The sequence below is a fragment of the Maribacter spongiicola genome (assembly GCF_004364165.1).
GTDB lineage: Bacteria > Bacteroidota > Bacteroidia > Flavobacteriales > Flavobacteriaceae > Maribacter > Maribacter spongiicola.
Map to the genome: position 1 here is coordinate 1,677 of NZ_SOAY01000017.1, position 15,677 is coordinate 17,353.

Below are 15,677 nucleotides of genomic sequence, written 5' to 3' on the forward strand. Positions count from 1 at the left end.
AGACGGAAACGGCATAGCATCCACGACCGATAACGGAGACGGTACATTTACCTTGACTTACGATGACGGAACAACTTTCACTACGTCGGATTTAACAGGTCCTCAAGGAACTCCTGGAAATAACGGGGCAGATGGTGCGAATGGAGCGGATGGAGCTGATGGAAACGGCATAGCTTCGACGACCGATAATGCAAACGGTACTTTTACCTTGACTTATGATGACGGAACAACATTTACTACATCAGATTTAACGGGTCCAACAGGAGCTAATGGTGCTGACGGAAATGATGGAGCAGACGGAAACGGCATAGCATCCACGACCGATAACGGAGACGGTACATTTACCTTGACTTACGATGACGGAACAACATTTACTACGTCGGATTTAACAGGTCCTCAAGGAACTCCTGGAAATGATGGTGCTGACGGAGCAGACGGAGCAGATGGAGACGGCTTTACCGGAGGAAACTATAATGCAAGTACAGGAGTGGTTACGTTCACATCCGATGACGGATTAGGTTTTTCAACAGGTGATTTACGAGGTGCTGACGGAGCGGTTGGTGCGGACGGAGCACCAGGTGCACCAGGCCCAGCAGGTGACCCGGCAACAGATGATCAAACATTAAGTTTAACAGGAAGTGAATTGGCAATATCAGGTGGTAATAGTGTTAATCTATCAAGCTTATCAGACCATGATTGGTATGAAGTAGGTACAACTACCGCGCCAGATGCTATTACAGATAATATTTTCACAGAAGGAAATGTAGGTATTGGTGTTCCTAGCCCTACTGGGACTCTTGAAGCTTCAAGTACCTCAAATGTAGATGCTTTCTACTTTACTCAAAGCGCAGGGTTGACGGGTGAAAGAGATGTATTTACTATTGAAGATCAAGACGATGGCGGTGGTGGTCAAGATGAAAGTTCTGTTTTAAAAATACATAAAAGTGGACCTATTAATACAGGTGATAATGGTTTTAGTTTAATAGAACTTACAAATTCTGGTGGCGATCCAGGAGATTATAAATACTGGATATCTGGTAGAACTACTGATGAAGGAGCTGTAGAATGGGGAGTTGATATAACAGATAACGATTACTGGTCTGAAGGTGGTATCACATTAGGTGTCAATGGTGCCGATGGCGGAACTTATAGTGGTGGTAATTTTAGAGTAGAATCTAATGGTGATACTGGTGTTGGTACTACTACACCAGATGCACGATTAGATGTTGAGGGCGGTACGGTAAGATTCTCTGATTATGGATCTAATGCCGTTTCAGGTACACCAACAACATTATTGGGTGTTGAAGCAGATGGAGATATAGTAGAAGTAAACTCAATGAAATCTTCTAAGATTTTCTACCCACCTTCAATTGAAGTAGATGTAGCGACAACAGGTACGGGAAGAACAATCGATTTACATGATGAGTATATTAGTCAATATGGTACTCCGGCGGTAGCCAGCGCTGGCGCACCAGCAGCAATACCAACATATACAAATACCGAGCTGTACTATTATGTAACTTATTATGATACTTCAGTATTCGCAAATGTAAGTGTAAGTGCAACGGGTATTATGACTTACGATGTAATTGCAGCACCAACAGATTACAATACATTAATTAACGTAGTTTTTGTTGTTCAATAATTAGCTAATTGAAGCATAGATTCCAAATCGATTTGAAAAAAACGCATATATATAAAACCATATTTCTCAGTATTGTTACTACGATACTGGGGGTATTGGTATCTAACGCCCAGTTCTTACTTCAGGCACCTACGGATAGTGATCAAAATAACTTTCGTTGGTATGAAGCTTCAGACACGGCAACCGTACTTGGTACAGATTCTTTTTACGAAGTCACACAACCAGGTATTTACTATGCTACTTATGATGGTACTTTATGTGGTTCTAATGCAACAGGGTATTTTATTGTAACAGACTGTAATAATCCAGACAATGAAGTAACTATGGATATTACATCTAACGTACCAAGCACAGCTTCGGTAAGTTGGAGTCCGCCATTAATAGGTGATCAATTAAGCCCAATGGTCATAGCAACCGATGCTGTAGTAAAATATACTGCACTAGTAACCAAAGCAGGTAATACGTTTAGTCTACCAAATTTCACGGTGGTGTGTTTACCAGAGGCTGCAGATTTAGAAGATGACTTGGTAACTACAGACGAAGAAGTTCCGGTTATTATAGACATTTATGCGAATGATGCCGATTTACCAGATGTAGGTGCTTTAACAACTACAAATCCAGCAAATGGTACGGTAACAATCGATGATGGTGGTACACCAAACAATCCGTTGGATGATATAGTAACCTATACTCCAGATGTTGATTTCAATGGTACGGACACTTTCGATTACACAATTTGTAATGCCTACGGTGACTGTAGTACGGCAACGGTAACTATAGAAGTATTGCCAATATTAGATACTAACGATGATTCTATCGCAATTGACATCAATGCGATAACTGCAATAGATACATGGCAAGTAAATGATAATGATTTACCTACAGATGGTACATTTAGTGTAACGCAACCAACCAATGGTTCAGTAACTGTTGACGATAATGGTACACCCAATGACCCATCCGATGATATACCAACATATTTCCCGAATAATAATTACTTAGGCACAGATGCTTTTGATTATACGGTTTGTGATGCGGTGGGTAACTGTAGTACATCGACCATTACAATTCTTATTAATCCGTTAGGGGTTGATATGGATAGTGATGATGATGGTATCGTTGATAGTTTTGAAGATCTGAATTTAGATGGCGATAATGACCCATCTACCGATCCAACAGATTCCGATGGTGACGGCTTCCCAGATTATTTAGATATCGATGCAGATGGTGATGGTATACCAGATAATGTTGAAGCTCAAGCAACGGCAGATTACATTCCGCCTTCAGGGATCGACGCGAATACCAACGGTTTAGATGATGCGTATGAAGCTAATGGTTTAACTGGATTATTCCCGGTTGATACTGACGGAGATAACCTACCTGATTATTTAGATGAGGATAGTGATAACGATAATGTACTAGATGCTATTGAAGCTCATGACTATAATCATGATGGTATCGCAGATGTTGTTAGAATTGGTTCTGATAAAGATAATGACGGACTAGATGATGGCTATGAAGGTGCAATTTCAGTTGATATTGACGTCAATGATGAAATTGATGATCCTTACGCACAATTACCAAATACAGATAGTGATGAAGAGTCAGATTATAGAGATACCGATGATGACGATGATGGTATAGAAACCCGTGATGAAGACGTCAACCTTAATGGAGATTATGTTGATGACGACTCTGACGATGATGGTATACCAAACTACTTAGATTCAGATTTAGGTCAGCTAGAAGAAGAAATTGAAGTTTTCAACGTTATTACACCTAACGGTGATGGCATTCATGATGTTCTAAGAATAGACGGTCTACAGAATTACCCTAATAATACATTGAAAATCTATAACAGATGGGGTGTAGCGGTATATATGACGAAGGCATATGATACAGAGGGTAACGTATTTGACGGAACGTCTGAAGGTCGAGTAACCGTAGACATGGAAAGTAAATTACCAGTAGGAACATATTTCTATATTCTAGATTATGAATTGCCGAACGGAGAAACAAAAACCTTGTCTGGTTACATATATATAAATAGATAATTAGAATGTTGAATACCTTTATAAACATACTTAAGAAGAATTTTCTAAAACGAACTGTCGCTATAATGGCAGTTTGTTTTGGAGTGTTTTCTTATGGGCAGCAAGATGCGCAGTATACCCAGTACATGTATAACACCATAAGTGTAAACCCTGCATACGCAGGTTCTAGGGGGCATATTAGTATTGGTGCTTTACATCGTTCTCAATGGGTAGGTTTAGATGGTGCACCAACTACGCAAACTATTAATGTGCATTCACCAATTGGGTATAGAGGCGTAGGTTTAGGTTTATCGATCGTAAATGATGAGATAGGTCCTACTTCAGAAACTAATTTTGATATTGATTTCTCATATACGGTTTGGACTTCGCAAGAAGGTAGATTAAGTTTCGGATTAAAAGCCAGTGCCAACTTGTTAGATGTTCGGTTTTCAGAATTAAACCAGTATACAACAGATCCAACCTTACAGCAAGATATTGACAATAGACTTTCACCAAATATTGGGGCTGGGGTGTATTATCATACCGAAAGATTCTATGCAGGTCTATCGGTACCTCGATTTTTGGAAACATCACATTTTCAAGAAACCAACCTTTCTACGGCTAAAGAACAAATGAACCTTTATTTGATAACTGGTTATGTTTGGGACCTAAATGAGTCTGTAAAATTTAAACCCGCATTATTGACAAAAGTGGTACAAGGTGCTCCGTTACAAGTAGATATATCGGCAAATTTCATGTTGAACGAAAAGTTCATTTTAGGAGCTGCCTACAGATGGGATGCCGCATTTAGTGGTATGGCAGGTTTCAATGTTTCCAATAAATTCTTAATTGGTATTGCGTATGATAAGGAAACTACAGACCTTGGTAATACTGCTTTCAATGATGGGTCATTTGAAATAATTTTCAGATACGATTTCATTATGACCAAGAACAACTTAAAATCGCCACGTTTCTTCTAGATTTTTCTTTTTATATATTCATCGTTACGAAAAATACCTAAAACGCCTTATTTTTACCTTATGAAGGAAGAACAGGTAATTCTCGTAAACGAAAATAACGAGCAAATAGGCACTATGGCTAAGATGGAAGCCCATGAAAAGGCAGTTCTACATAGGGCATTCTCAGTATTTATTACAAATAACAGCGGTGAAATTATGCTGCAACAACGAGCGGCATCTAAATATCATTCGCCATTATTATGGACAAATACATGTTGTAGTCATCAGCGTGTAGGTGAAACTAATATTGAAGCAGGTAAACGTAGACTTCAAGAAGAAATGGGGTTTCAGGCAGAGTTAAAGGAATTGTTCTCATTTATTTATAAAGCTCCTTTTGATAATGGATTAACAGAGCATGAACTAGATCATGTAATGATCGGTAGTTATAATGCCGAACCAAATATTAATCCCGAAGAAGTAGAATCATGGAAATGGATGTCTCCTGAAGCTATAAAAGAAGATATCGCTAATAATCCTCAAGAATACACGGCATGGTTTAAGATTATCTTTGATAAGTTTTACGAACATTTGTTTAAAATGCCAGCGAAATAATGAAAGTGAAAGTAAGTAGAAAAGCACATTTTAATGCCGCCCATCGTTTGTATAGAAAGGATTGGGATGACAGCAAAAACACCGAAATTTTCGGAAAATGTAATAACCCTAATTTCCACGGACACAATTATGAGCTTGTTGTAAGCGTTACAGGAGAGATAGACCCCGTAACTGGTTTTGTTATGGATATGAAGGTGTTAAAAGATCTGATCAAAGTAGAGATTGAAGATTATTTAGACCATAAAAATTTAAATATCGAGGTAGAAGAGTTTAAAACTTTAAACCCAACAGCCGAAAATATTTCAGTGATAATTTGGCAGAAGTTAAGACCACATATTCAAAAATCGCACGATTTAGAAGTGGTGCTTTATGAAACGCCTAGAAATTTTGTAACGTTCTCTGGATAATTCAAACATTAAAATGTAAGAAAAATCCTTAATTATCGTTATAAACCTGAATTAATTGACCAACAAAATAAGATATACAATGATACATCCTTTGAAATTTAGACCAATTTTGAAAGAAAGACTTTGGGGCGGTACTAAGCTTAAAGAAGTTTTTGGTAAGCCTATAGAAAGCGATATTACTGGCGAAAGTTGGGAGTTGTCTACCGTTAAAGGTGATATCTCTGTTGTTGCCAATGGTAGCTTAGCAGGTAAGTCACTTCAAGATCTTATAGACTCGAATGCAGAAGAGCTTTTGGGTAAAAGTGTTGTAGAACGCTTCGGAAAAGAATTTCCTATTCTTATAAAGTTCATCGATGCCAAACAAGATTTGTCCATTCAATTGCACCCAAATGATGCCTTGGCAAAAGAGCGACACGATTCATTTGGTAAGACTGAGATGTGGTATATTATGGATGCTGATCCTAAAGCAGAACTAATTGTTGGCTTTAACAAAGATGTTACGAAAGAAGAATATGCTGAAAGTATTGCTAATGATACCTTGCTTGATCTTCTTAATTATGAAGAGGTTAAAGAAGGAGATACGTTCTTCATTAATACAGGTAAAATTCACGCAATAGGAGCAGGGGTAATGTTGGCAGAAATACAACAAACATCTGATGTTACGTATCGTGTTTTCGATTTCAATAGAAAAGACAAAGAAGGTAATCTTCGTGAACTACATACAGATTTAGCATTAGATGCTGTAGATTATGAAAAGAAAGATGATTTCAAAGTCGCTTATGGTCATAATAAGAATGAGGTAAATACAATGGTAGATTGTCCTTACTTTAAAACTAACTTCATTGAGCTGACAGAGAATTTAGATTTAGACACTACACAGAGAGATTCATTTACAATATTTATGTGTGTTGGCGGTGAAGCTAAGATCAGCACTGATGAAGGTGAAGTTTCTATAAAAAGTGGAGAAACAGCGCTGTTACCAGCATCTACACAAATAATAAAATTGCAGTCTACAGGGGCTAAACTATTAGAAGTTACTATTTAAGGACTAATTAACCATAAGGAAGTTCAAAAATTGTACTTTTGCAAAAAATATAATTAGAGATGGCAAGTATTAAAAATTTAAAGAAAGATATTAATAATGTTCTTGGTGACATTATCGAAGGTGTTTATATAGTTGAAGCTGCTAATGGTACTTCGCATTCAAAAGAAGGCACCGCTATTATAGATGAGGCAATTTCTTCTTTTGATGAATTAGTTGCTAAAGTCAACAAAAACGATGTTGAGAACAAGAAAGCACATTTCAAAGAAGTTAGAAAAGACTTGGAAACTAAAGCAACCAAATTAGTTGAAGACTTGAATAAGCTAGCTTAATTTAAGACTACTTTAAAATTTAAAAAGCATCCTAATATTTTAGGATGCTTTTTAATTTCATACAAACTGAGATAAACTTATTTCTTCAAAAATGTAGCTAGTTCTTTACCATATTTTGATTCAGCAACCTCTGGTGAAAGTACACTGTATATAGAATCTAAATATTTGTTGTTGGCATCAGGTATTTCTTTTAAGGCAATATAAGGCGCTATAAACGACGATTTGTTATTAAGGGCGAAGTTAATGGCAAATGCATAGCCTCTCTGCGTATTTCTATTGCTTATGTTTTCTAATGAATCGATGCTTATTTGACTAAGTTCATTCTCTGGCTGGGCGGCCTTCATCATTATCTCAATATTTCTTTTGTTAATGGCAGACATAGTTTGCCTGTATTCTTCTAACTTTTCTTGAGTTTCAGAACCTGTAATTTTTGCCGTGGTGTCGAAAGTATTCCAATCTGTATTGATAGTTATGATACCTGGTTCGGCAAAGAAAGTTATACGGTCGTTAATATCGTTATTGTCTTTTTTATCTAAGTATAAATAGAATACCTCTGGACTCATTAATTTCGTTTTAAAAGAAAAATTTCCATCTCCGTTAATAGCAACGGAATCAACAGTAATTAAAACGGAGTCAGGTACATGTTGTAAATAAAGTGTTCCTTTTTTAAGACCTTTTATTTTACCCTTCACGGTCATGGTCTCCTCTGGGTTATCGCCACATGAACCTAATGTTAGTAATGCAGTAACAACAAATAATAATTTCTTCATTCTATTTATTTAGGTCGCAAATATCTATAAAATTTAATAATAAAGAACGCCATCCTTTATTTTGTTATTAAATATGAATCGTTATAACGAAGAAGCAACCTCCATCAAATAGGCACAAAGCAATGCACCACCGGTACCTACTACATACCCTAAAACTGCAAGCAGAACACCTACCGATGTTAATGAGGGGTGAAATTCAGCAGCGACAACAGGGGCGGAAGCGGCACCACCAACATTAGCTTGACTACCTACTGCTAAAAAGAAATAGGGAGCTCTTATGAGTTTGGCAACCAAAATCATTAATCCGGCATGTATGGCAATCCAAATAAAACCAACAGCAATCAATCCTGGATTTTCAAGTACTTTGTTCAAGTCCATTTTCATACCAATGGTAGCTACAAGAATATAAATGAACATTCCCCCGATTTTACTAGCACCGGCACCTTCATAATTTTTTGCTTTGGTAAAAGATAAGGCTATACCTAGGGTTGTGGCAACGACCACCATCCAAAAGAAAGCAGATCCTAAGAAGGAAAGGAAACTTTTTTTATCGCTTACAGCATCAAAATTACTTTCCAAATAAGTGCTGATATGGTCTCCAAAAAAATGAGCTAAACCAACTGCGGTAAACGCTAATGACAACATAATCATATAGTCGTTTAAGGTGGGTACACGAGTAATTTTCTCGGTAAACTCCGTCACCTTTACTTTTAAAGTTTCAATGGCAGAAGTATCCGCTTTTAACCAAGCATCAATTTTTTTGGTTCTACCGACTCCCAAAAGCACAATGGCCATCCATACATTGGCTACAACGATATCAATCAATACCATGCCACCATATTTTTCAGGATTATATTGAAAAATTTCCAACATGGCAGCTTGGTTGGCGCCACCACCGATCCAACTACCTGCAATAGTAGATAAACCCCTCCATATAGCATCAAAATCATTTCCACCAACGGTATCTGGGGAAAAAATAGAAACAATAAGAATAGCAATTGGTCCGCCGATAATGATACCTGCGCTACCGGTCAAAAACATAATAATAGCTTTAGAACCTAAGTTAGAAATTGCTTTTATATCAATGCTCAAGGTCATCAAAACTAGTGCCGCAGGTAGTAAATACCTACTTGCCATAAAATATAAATTTGAAATTTCATCAGATACAATACCCGTGCTGGTCAATATCGCTGGTAACAGATAGCACATTAGTACCGCTGGTACAATGGAGTAGAACTTACTCCAAAATCCGGTTTTTAAACTTGAGGTGTAAAAGATGAAACCAAGGCATAGTGTCAGCAAACCGAATACTACGGTATCATTTGTAATTAAAGGTTGTGCAAAAAGATATGGCATAAATAGTATGTAAGTTGCTAGTTTCAAATATAGTTAATTAACCAAGTTATTGGCTATGTAATGTGCTACTCCGTCTGCAGTATTCTCTAGTGTAATATAATTGGAAATCGCTTTTACTTCAGCTCTCGCATTGGCAACGGCAACACCGCAACCTACATTTTCAAGCATTTCAATATCATTGTAATTATCGCCAAAGGCGATTATATCTACTAGAGATTCATGATTTACCATCAGTAATTTTATTGCCGAAAGTTTAGATACCGATTTTGGGGCAATTTCAATAAGCGTATCATTAGAACGGTAAAGGTTGAGAGCTTTTCCGAGTTTTTCTTGTAGAATTGGCATTAATATATCTGCACTTGTTTTAGTGCACATCAGCATGATTTTGTGAGCACCGATTTTACGCTCTTTCCAATTTTGTAATGTTTGCTTTGTATCTTGAAATACTGGGGTAGATTTTGTGTATTTGATTTCTTTTTCTACTCGTAATGAAGTTTTTGGCACATACCATTCATTATTATAGTACAATCCTAAGTCAACTTCAACTCCCGTACACAGCTCGTAAATCGTATTTAAAATATTAATAGGCATAAACACTGAACTAAGTTCTTTATTACCTGATAAAACCAGCGCCCCGTTATAGCAAATGATAGGTTGATCTATAATACCTAGGTCATCTTGTATATACCACATAGCACTAGGCATTCTAGCAGAAACAAGTATGATTTTAGTATCACTTTTTATTTTACCAATTTGTTCGATTGTATTTTTAGAAACATCACTTTTAGTTGAAAGTAAGGTGCCGTCTAAATCTGAACACAGAATTTTATACTTCATTTTAGATATTTAACCAGTAGGTGAGCTTTAAGTTTATAGAACGATATTTAGGTTCGAATGAGTTGACAAAGTAATTGTCATTATAGACAATGAATAAATCTGACAAAGGAGCAAAACGCCATTGAAGTCTAGAATTGAAACCTAAATTATCTCTTTGATTACTATATTGTACCAGTGTTGACCAAAAAATAGATTTACTAAAGGTAACGTCTATTTTAGGACTAATAAGCCATATATCGGTGCTTGAGTATGGTTCTGGTAGCGATATTTTATCATAGTTCATTGCTAACGATAAAAATACCTTTGGTTGAAATCTTAAAGACATTTCTGCACTAAGAGAAAACCTGTCACCATTATAAAAGCTACCTATGGTAGGTTCTACAGAATAGGCAAATCTTTTTCTACTATCAGATTGATATTCTAATGAAACAAAATTATAATGATAGCCTACTTCATTAGGCAAGGGTATGGCATCATCTAAATTGGTAGGATCGAACTCATCAAACAGATAGGTGTATGAATGGGTATAGGAAACATTAATTTCTGATTGGTCGTTAAATTTAGATTCCCACGCACCATTTAAATCATAATCAGTATGAAGAAAATCATTCTCGGGACTCCAGGTCATAACGGGAAAAAACTGAAAACTGTGACTTTGCAACGCGCTATCTTCTGGCCAGAATACTCGCTCGATCATAGTTGCCGTTTTAAAAATATCAGTTCTACGAATAAAGCCAAGGTCAGACCTAAAATCTTCACCTATGTAAACCATATCTTCAAAAAAGTTCCAGTTTCTAGAGTTATACTGTACAAATGCACCTGATGAAAGATTTGCTTTCCCGGCATTGTGGGCAAAAGATTTATGCAAATAGAATTTACCGTTCCAGATGTTATTATCTGAAATAAGGTTGTAGTCTATACCTGCAACTCTATTATAGCGGTCATCGGGATCTTGAAATTCGTAATCTTCAAAAGTTTGTCTATTGATAAAGAACATGCCAATATTAGATCGCCCGAATACATTTTGCTGTAATGCTAACATGGTGTTATTGTTCGAGGCGATATTTTGGTTTATATCTTCTGCAGTTTGCAAGTTTAAAAAGCCTAATCTAAGCCCTTGAGTTACTTTGCCACTTAAACGAACACCACCAATAATTTTATTCTCGATAGCATTATCTGCAGTGTCTTTGGCAATACCTATACGTCTAGAAAAAAACGGATTTGCATCTCTACCGCCCCCGAAACTGCCAAATAAATCACTGTTATCTATAAAAAATTGCCGCTTTTCAGGAAGGGAAACTTCAAAACGGGTTAAGTTGGTTACCTGGTCATCAACCTCTACTTGAGAGAAATCTGGGTTTATCGTTACATCTAAATTCATGCTATTTCCAATGGCGATTTTAGCATCGCCACCGACATTAAATTTGGTGTTGCCCTCGTTTAGTTCAAAATCTTTTTGCGACCCGAGATTTACATATGGAATAATAGCTAGGGGAGTACGATATTTACCTAAAGGTTTCTCAAAAATCATATCGCCCATAAAGGTGAGTCCGTATATATTCTGATTTTGTGGAATATTCATCCACGTACTATTTTCGTTAGATTGGGTATCAAATCTGTAGCTGTTGAAACGCCATTTGGTTTCCCCTTCTTTAAATTTAAATGCAGTTAGTGGTATAACCATTTCTGACGTATAGTATCCGTCATAAATTTTAGAATCTCCGCGCCACTTAACGTCCCATGAAATTGTAAAACCGTTCAGATTAAGTCCGCCACCAGAAACTAGACCTTCACGACGAACGCCATACGGATTGATACCAAAAAGAAAGGCATTGTTACCATCATTGAACGTATCAAAAAGTAGCGTGATATTATCACTATTACCAGCTCTAAAATCTCGTTTTAAAGATTGAATAGAATAATCTGAACCAGCGGTATGCACAGTAATACCAACATAAAGGTTAGTATCATCGTATAGCATTTTAATCTCTGTCTGTTTTTTAGACTGTACAGTATCTAGAGGGAAGTATTGCCAAAACTCATCTGCTTGATCTGCAGTTTCCCAACCTGGCTCATCTAGAATTCCGTCAGGGGTAATTTTATCACTTGTTTGTTTTACTACAAATGATTTATCTGAAATTTGTGCATGTAAAGAATAGCAAAAAAGTATAAGTACGAGGGTACCTAATTGTTTGGACATTTTGGTCATAGTTTGGTAGATGACCAAATTTAAGATTTTGTTTTGTTAAATAAATGCCAAACTCAATTTGGTTTATTTGATTTGGGTTCTCTTTTAGCCTCTTTTAAAGCTTTCATTAAGATCCACTCTATTTGCCCATTGGTACTACGAAACTCATCTGCAGCCCATTTTTCAATAGCCTGCAGCATTTCTTCGTTGACACGTAGTGCAAAAGGTTTTTTCTTACTCATCTAATAACAAAAATATAAATTGTACCCCTAGTCTAATGGTTTAAGGTACCAGTATTTACAATAGGTGAAACATCTTTATCTGAACATAGAACTACCATTAGGTTGCTGACCATTGCTGATTTTCTTTCATCATCTAAAGCTACCAAATTCTTTTTGCTCAATTCTTCTAAAGCCATTTCTACCATACTTACTGCACCCTCAACTATTTTATGTCTTGCGGCAACAATGGCTGTAGCCTGTTGTCTTCGTAGCATGGCATTGGCTATTTCTTGCGCATATGCTAAATACCCAATACGAGCCTCCAATACCTCTATACCTGCCATAGAAAGGCGCTCTTGCAGTTCTTTCTCTAACGCTTCACTAACTTCATTAACACTTGACCTTAGCGTAATATCTTCATCAAGTCCTTCATCTGCAAAATTATCATAAGGGTACATACTTGCTAACTTTCGAACGGCGGCATCGGTCTGTACACGTACAAAATTTTGATAATCATCAACATCGAAAGCGGCTTTGTAGGTGTTGGTAACTCGCCAAACAAGAATGGTACTTATCATAACTGGGTTACCCAGCTTATCATTAACCTTCAATCGTTCGCTATCAAAATTACTAGCTCTTAATGAAATTCTTTTTTTAGTGTATAAAGGATTCGCCCAAAACAGGCCATTCTCTTTAATTGTACCTACGTACTTACCAAAAAGAAGTAAAACTCTTGAGCTATTCGGATTCACCAGTACAAACCCTGCACACATAAATAATGCGGCAAAAATCATAAAGGCACCTACATAGACTCTAAGAAGTGCAATACCCCCAACCAATAGTAACAAGACTACAAAAAGCATTATGTAGCCATTTTGTGCTTTGTGAATTTTCTCTACTTTCATAATTTATGATATTAAAATGATATCATAAATATATCAAATTTATTAATACGAATTGCGATCAAGGAAAAATTTGAATGAAAAATCGATTATCCATTAAACTTTTTGCTCTTCTTTTTATTCGGATTTTTAAAGAGACGTTTAAAGAATCCGTCACGTTTTACGGGATCACAGTTCAATGCTTCTTGTACTGCAGCTGATGGTTTTGGAAAATTAGGTCTGGTGTAGATGTCAAAATCTTTGTCTTTATTCAATTCTTGCATCCATAGTGCGAATAGGGGTAGAGCGGCATTTGCACCTTGCCCAATACTTGTATTGCTGAATCCTATTTCATGTTGGTCTAGACCCACCCAAGTAATATGTACTAGTTTTGGCGTCAAGGCAACAAACCAAGCATCTTTATTATTTTGGGTAGTACCGGTTTTACCCGCTATATCATTTTTTAGTCCGTATGTATTTCGAAGTCTAGCAGCCGTTCCAGAATTAACCGTAGATTTCATCATTTCGATCATAATTTGGCTAGTTTCTTTCGAAAAAGCGGATTTTTTATTCAATTCGGATTTAAATTCAACTAAAACGGAGTCTTTATGATTAGAGATACCTTTAATTAAATTCGGTTGAATATGCTTGCCATTATTCGCATAACTGGTATAAGCTTGCGCTAAATCAATAATTTTAATTTCACCCGTACCTAAAGCAATCGAAGCTTCTTTGGGTAATTTATCTTCAATACCCATGTCTTTAGCCATTGTTAAAACATTGTCAATACCGGCTTGCTCTAACACTTTTACAGCAATGGTGTTGATAGAGTTGCTTAGCCCTTCTTCCATAGAATAGTTGAGGTACGCTTCATCTTTATTACCAGAGTTTGAAGGAGACCAACCTTTTAGATTGTCGTATTCAATTTCTTCGGCAGAAAAATAAGTACAAGGTGAAACACCTTGTTCAACAGCAGTGGTGTATACAATAGGTTTAAATGTAGAGCCAACTTGGCGCTTACTTTGCGAGATATGGTCATACTTATATTGTTCAAAATTAATACCGCCGATCCATACCAAGATATCTCCATTGGTAGGGTCTACAGCCAAAGAACCGGTGTTCAAGAATTTGGTATAATGCTGAATACTATCCATAGTACTGGCACTAATTTCTTTATCGCCATCCCAAGAATTGAAAATTCTCGGCTGTTTATCATTAGACAAACTATCGATAATCTGCTCATGAGACAAGCCCGATTTCTGTAACCTTTTATACGTTGATGTTCGCTTGGCTATTTTTTCCATCAACTTTTTATCTTTTAACCAAGGCGCGTTAGAACCATAACTTTTTTCAAAACTATTTTGCAGATTGGTCATGTGTTCTGTCATCACCTCTTCAGCCAATTTTTGCATTTTATAGTTTAGGGTCGTGTAAATTTTTAATCCCGATGTGTAGATGTTATAATCGGTATCACCATTTTGCTCTGCGATCCAACGTAGCATTTCTTTACGAACCTCTTCTCTGAAATAGGGTGCGATTCCTGCATTGTAGTCAAATTCTCTATAGTCTAGATTAAGGCTTTCTTGAGAATAATTCGCAACCTGCTCTTCTGAGATAAAATCATTGTTATACATAGCACGCAATACCAAATTACGTCTGCCCAAGCTTTTTTCAGGGAATATTCTTGGGTTATAGCCATAAGTAGCTTTTAGCATACCTACCAAAGTAGCTCCTTGGGTGGCGGTTATATTTTTAGTTCTAGTGTTGAAAAATTTAAGAGCAGCACTTTCAATACCAAAGGTGTTATCACCAAAAGAAACGGTATTTAGGTAATTGGTAAGAATCTCGTCTTTCGTGAAAATCTTCTCTAGCCTTTTGGCGATAATCATTTCTTTTACCTTATCGACTACGATATTTGTTTTATTGCGCTCTCTTCTTGGGTAGAGATTTTTGGCTAACTGTTGTGTAAGCGTACTGCCACCACCAGAAGAGTTATCGCCCAAAAGAACTGTTTTAATACCTACTCTAATTAAACTTCTAATATCAACACCAGAGTGTTCGTAAAAACGCTCATCTTCAATTGCAATTAATGCATGTATTAAATCTTCTGGAAAATCGGTAAAAGAAACAGGTTGTCTGTCGTATAAATAATACTTACCGATCAATACACTATCTGCCGAATAAACTTCAGAAGCCATTTGGTATTGAAAATTAGAGAGTTCTTTTTTAGAGGGAATTTTACCCCATAAACCTATGTTGACACTCCCGATGAAAATTAGAAATAACCCAAAGAGCCCAAGAATACCCAAGCCAATAATTTTTAGGATACTCCGTTTTCGTTTAACTGATTTTCTCGTCTTTTTCTTCATTTGTGCAAGTTCAGATATAAATTTA

At 36.5% G+C, this 15,677-nt stretch carries 13 protein-coding genes and 1 pseudogene; 7 read left to right on the plus strand and 7 right to left on the minus strand.

The window, feature by feature from the left end; translation table 11 throughout:
• The 7 genes and pseudogenes from CLV90_RS19385 to CLV90_RS18275 all read left to right on the plus strand — a co-directional run.
• Window positions 1–1,645, plus strand: a pseudogene (locus tag CLV90_RS19385) (hypothetical protein); the annotation flags it as partial.
• A 32-nt stretch (window positions 1,646–1,677) separates the two neighbouring features.
• A complete protein-coding gene (locus CLV90_RS18250; protein WP_243835568.1) occupies window positions 1,678–3,699 on the plus strand; it encodes a T9SS type B sorting domain-containing protein in 2,022 nt (673 codons plus the stop codon).
• A gap of 65 nt (window positions 3,700–3,764) precedes the next feature.
• Window positions 3,765–4,658, plus strand: coding sequence for a PorP/SprF family type IX secretion system membrane protein (locus CLV90_RS18255; RefSeq protein WP_243835579.1), 894 nt, complete (start codon window positions 3,765–3,767; stop codon window positions 4,656–4,658).
• A gap of 60 nt (window positions 4,659–4,718) precedes the next feature.
• Window positions 4,719–5,249 (plus strand): isopentenyl-diphosphate Delta-isomerase, encoded by a 531-nt coding sequence (idi, locus tag CLV90_RS18260; protein ID WP_133688954.1) that lies wholly within the window; start codon window positions 4,719–4,721, stop codon window positions 5,247–5,249.
• The gene (locus CLV90_RS18265; protein ID WP_133688955.1) at window positions 5,249–5,656 is read left to right on the plus strand and encodes a 6-pyruvoyl trahydropterin synthase family protein; all 408 of its coding nucleotides are present in this window, start codon (window positions 5,249–5,251) and stop codon (window positions 5,654–5,656) included. The genes idi and CLV90_RS18265 overlap by 1 nt, the downstream gene beginning before the upstream one ends.
• Window positions 5,657–5,738: 82 nt before the next feature.
• The gene (locus tag CLV90_RS18270; protein ID WP_133689030.1) at window positions 5,739–6,701 is read left to right on the plus strand and encodes a type I phosphomannose isomerase catalytic subunit; all 963 of its coding nucleotides are present in this window, start codon (window positions 5,739–5,741) and stop codon (window positions 6,699–6,701) included.
• Between the two features lie 59 nt (window positions 6,702–6,760).
• Window positions 6,761–7,030 carry a hypothetical protein gene (locus CLV90_RS18275; protein ID WP_133688956.1) on the plus strand — a complete coding sequence of 90 codons (270 nt, stop codon included), beginning with the start codon at window positions 6,761–6,763 and terminating at the stop codon, window positions 7,028–7,030.
• A 77-nt stretch (window positions 7,031–7,107) separates the two neighbouring features.
• Here the strand turns inward: CLV90_RS18275 and CLV90_RS18280 are convergent, their stop codons facing one another.
• The 7 genes from CLV90_RS18280 to CLV90_RS18310 form a co-directional block, all read right to left on the minus strand.
• Complete coding sequence (locus tag CLV90_RS18280) at window positions 7,108–7,800, minus strand: DUF4369 domain-containing protein (RefSeq protein ID WP_133688957.1); 693 nt, start codon at window positions 7,798–7,800, stop codon at window positions 7,108–7,110.
• An 81-nt stretch (window positions 7,801–7,881) separates the two neighbouring features.
• Entirely contained in the window at window positions 7,882–9,156 is a 1,275-nt protein-coding gene (locus CLV90_RS18285) for a DUF819 family protein (protein ID WP_133688958.1), read from the minus strand.
• A 33-nt stretch (window positions 9,157–9,189) separates the two neighbouring features.
• Window positions 9,190–9,993: a Cof-type HAD-IIB family hydrolase gene (locus tag CLV90_RS18290; protein ID WP_133688959.1), complete on the minus strand. Its 804-nt coding sequence runs from the start codon at window positions 9,991–9,993 to the stop codon at window positions 9,190–9,192.
• Window position 9,994: 1 nt separating this feature from the next.
• Window positions 9,995–12,193: a DUF5916 domain-containing protein gene (locus CLV90_RS18295; RefSeq protein ID WP_133688960.1), complete on the minus strand. Its 2,199-nt coding sequence runs from the start codon at window positions 12,191–12,193 to the stop codon at window positions 9,995–9,997.
• 62 nt (window positions 12,194–12,255) lie between these two features.
• Complete coding sequence (locus CLV90_RS18300) at window positions 12,256–12,423, minus strand: Arc family DNA-binding protein (RefSeq protein WP_133688961.1); 168 nt, start codon at window positions 12,421–12,423, stop codon at window positions 12,256–12,258.
• 32 nt (window positions 12,424–12,455) lie between these two features.
• Complete coding sequence (locus tag CLV90_RS18305) at window positions 12,456–13,307, minus strand: SPFH domain-containing protein (protein ID WP_133688962.1); 852 nt, start codon at window positions 13,305–13,307, stop codon at window positions 12,456–12,458.
• A gap of 86 nt (window positions 13,308–13,393) precedes the next feature.
• Window positions 13,394–15,652, minus strand: coding sequence for a transglycosylase domain-containing protein (locus CLV90_RS18310; RefSeq protein ID WP_133688963.1), 2,259 nt, complete (start codon window positions 15,650–15,652; stop codon window positions 13,394–13,396).
• Window positions 15,653–15,677: the final 25 nt, after the last annotated feature.

Coding starts and splice junctions, on each gene's coding strand:
- CLV90_RS18255 (WP_243835579.1), top strand. CDS start 3,765: ATGGCAGTTTGTTTTGGAGTGTTTTCTTATGGGCAGCAAGATGCGCAG.
- idi (WP_133688954.1), top strand. CDS start 4,719: ATGAAGGAAGAACAGGTAATTCTCGTAAACGAAAATAACGAGCAAATA.
- CLV90_RS18265 (WP_133688955.1), top strand. CDS start 5,249: ATGAAAGTGAAAGTAAGTAGAAAAGCACATTTTAATGCCGCCCATCGT.
- CLV90_RS18275 (WP_133688956.1), top strand. CDS start 6,761: ATGGCAAGTATTAAAAATTTAAAGAAAGATATTAATAATGTTCTTGGT.
- CLV90_RS18280 (WP_133688957.1), bottom strand. CDS start 7,800: ATGAAGAAATTATTATTTGTTGTTACTGCATTACTAACATTAGGTTCA.
- CLV90_RS18285 (WP_133688958.1), bottom strand. CDS start 9,156: ATGCCATATCTTTTTGCACAACCTTTAATTACAAATGATACCGTAGTA.
- CLV90_RS18290 (WP_133688959.1), bottom strand. CDS start 9,993: ATGAAGTATAAAATTCTGTGTTCAGATTTAGACGGCACCTTACTTTCA.
- CLV90_RS18295 (WP_133688960.1), bottom strand. CDS start 12,193: ATGTCCAAACAATTAGGTACCCTCGTACTTATACTTTTTTGCTATTCT.
- CLV90_RS18300 (WP_133688961.1), bottom strand. CDS start 12,423: ATGAGTAAGAAAAAACCTTTTGCACTACGTGTCAACGAAGAAATGCTG.
- CLV90_RS18305 (WP_133688962.1), bottom strand. CDS start 13,307: ATGAAAGTAGAGAAAATTCACAAAGCACAAAATGGCTACATAATGCTT.
- CLV90_RS18310 (WP_133688963.1), bottom strand. CDS start 15,652: ATGAAGAAAAAGACGAGAAAATCAGTTAAACGAAAACGGAGTATCCTA.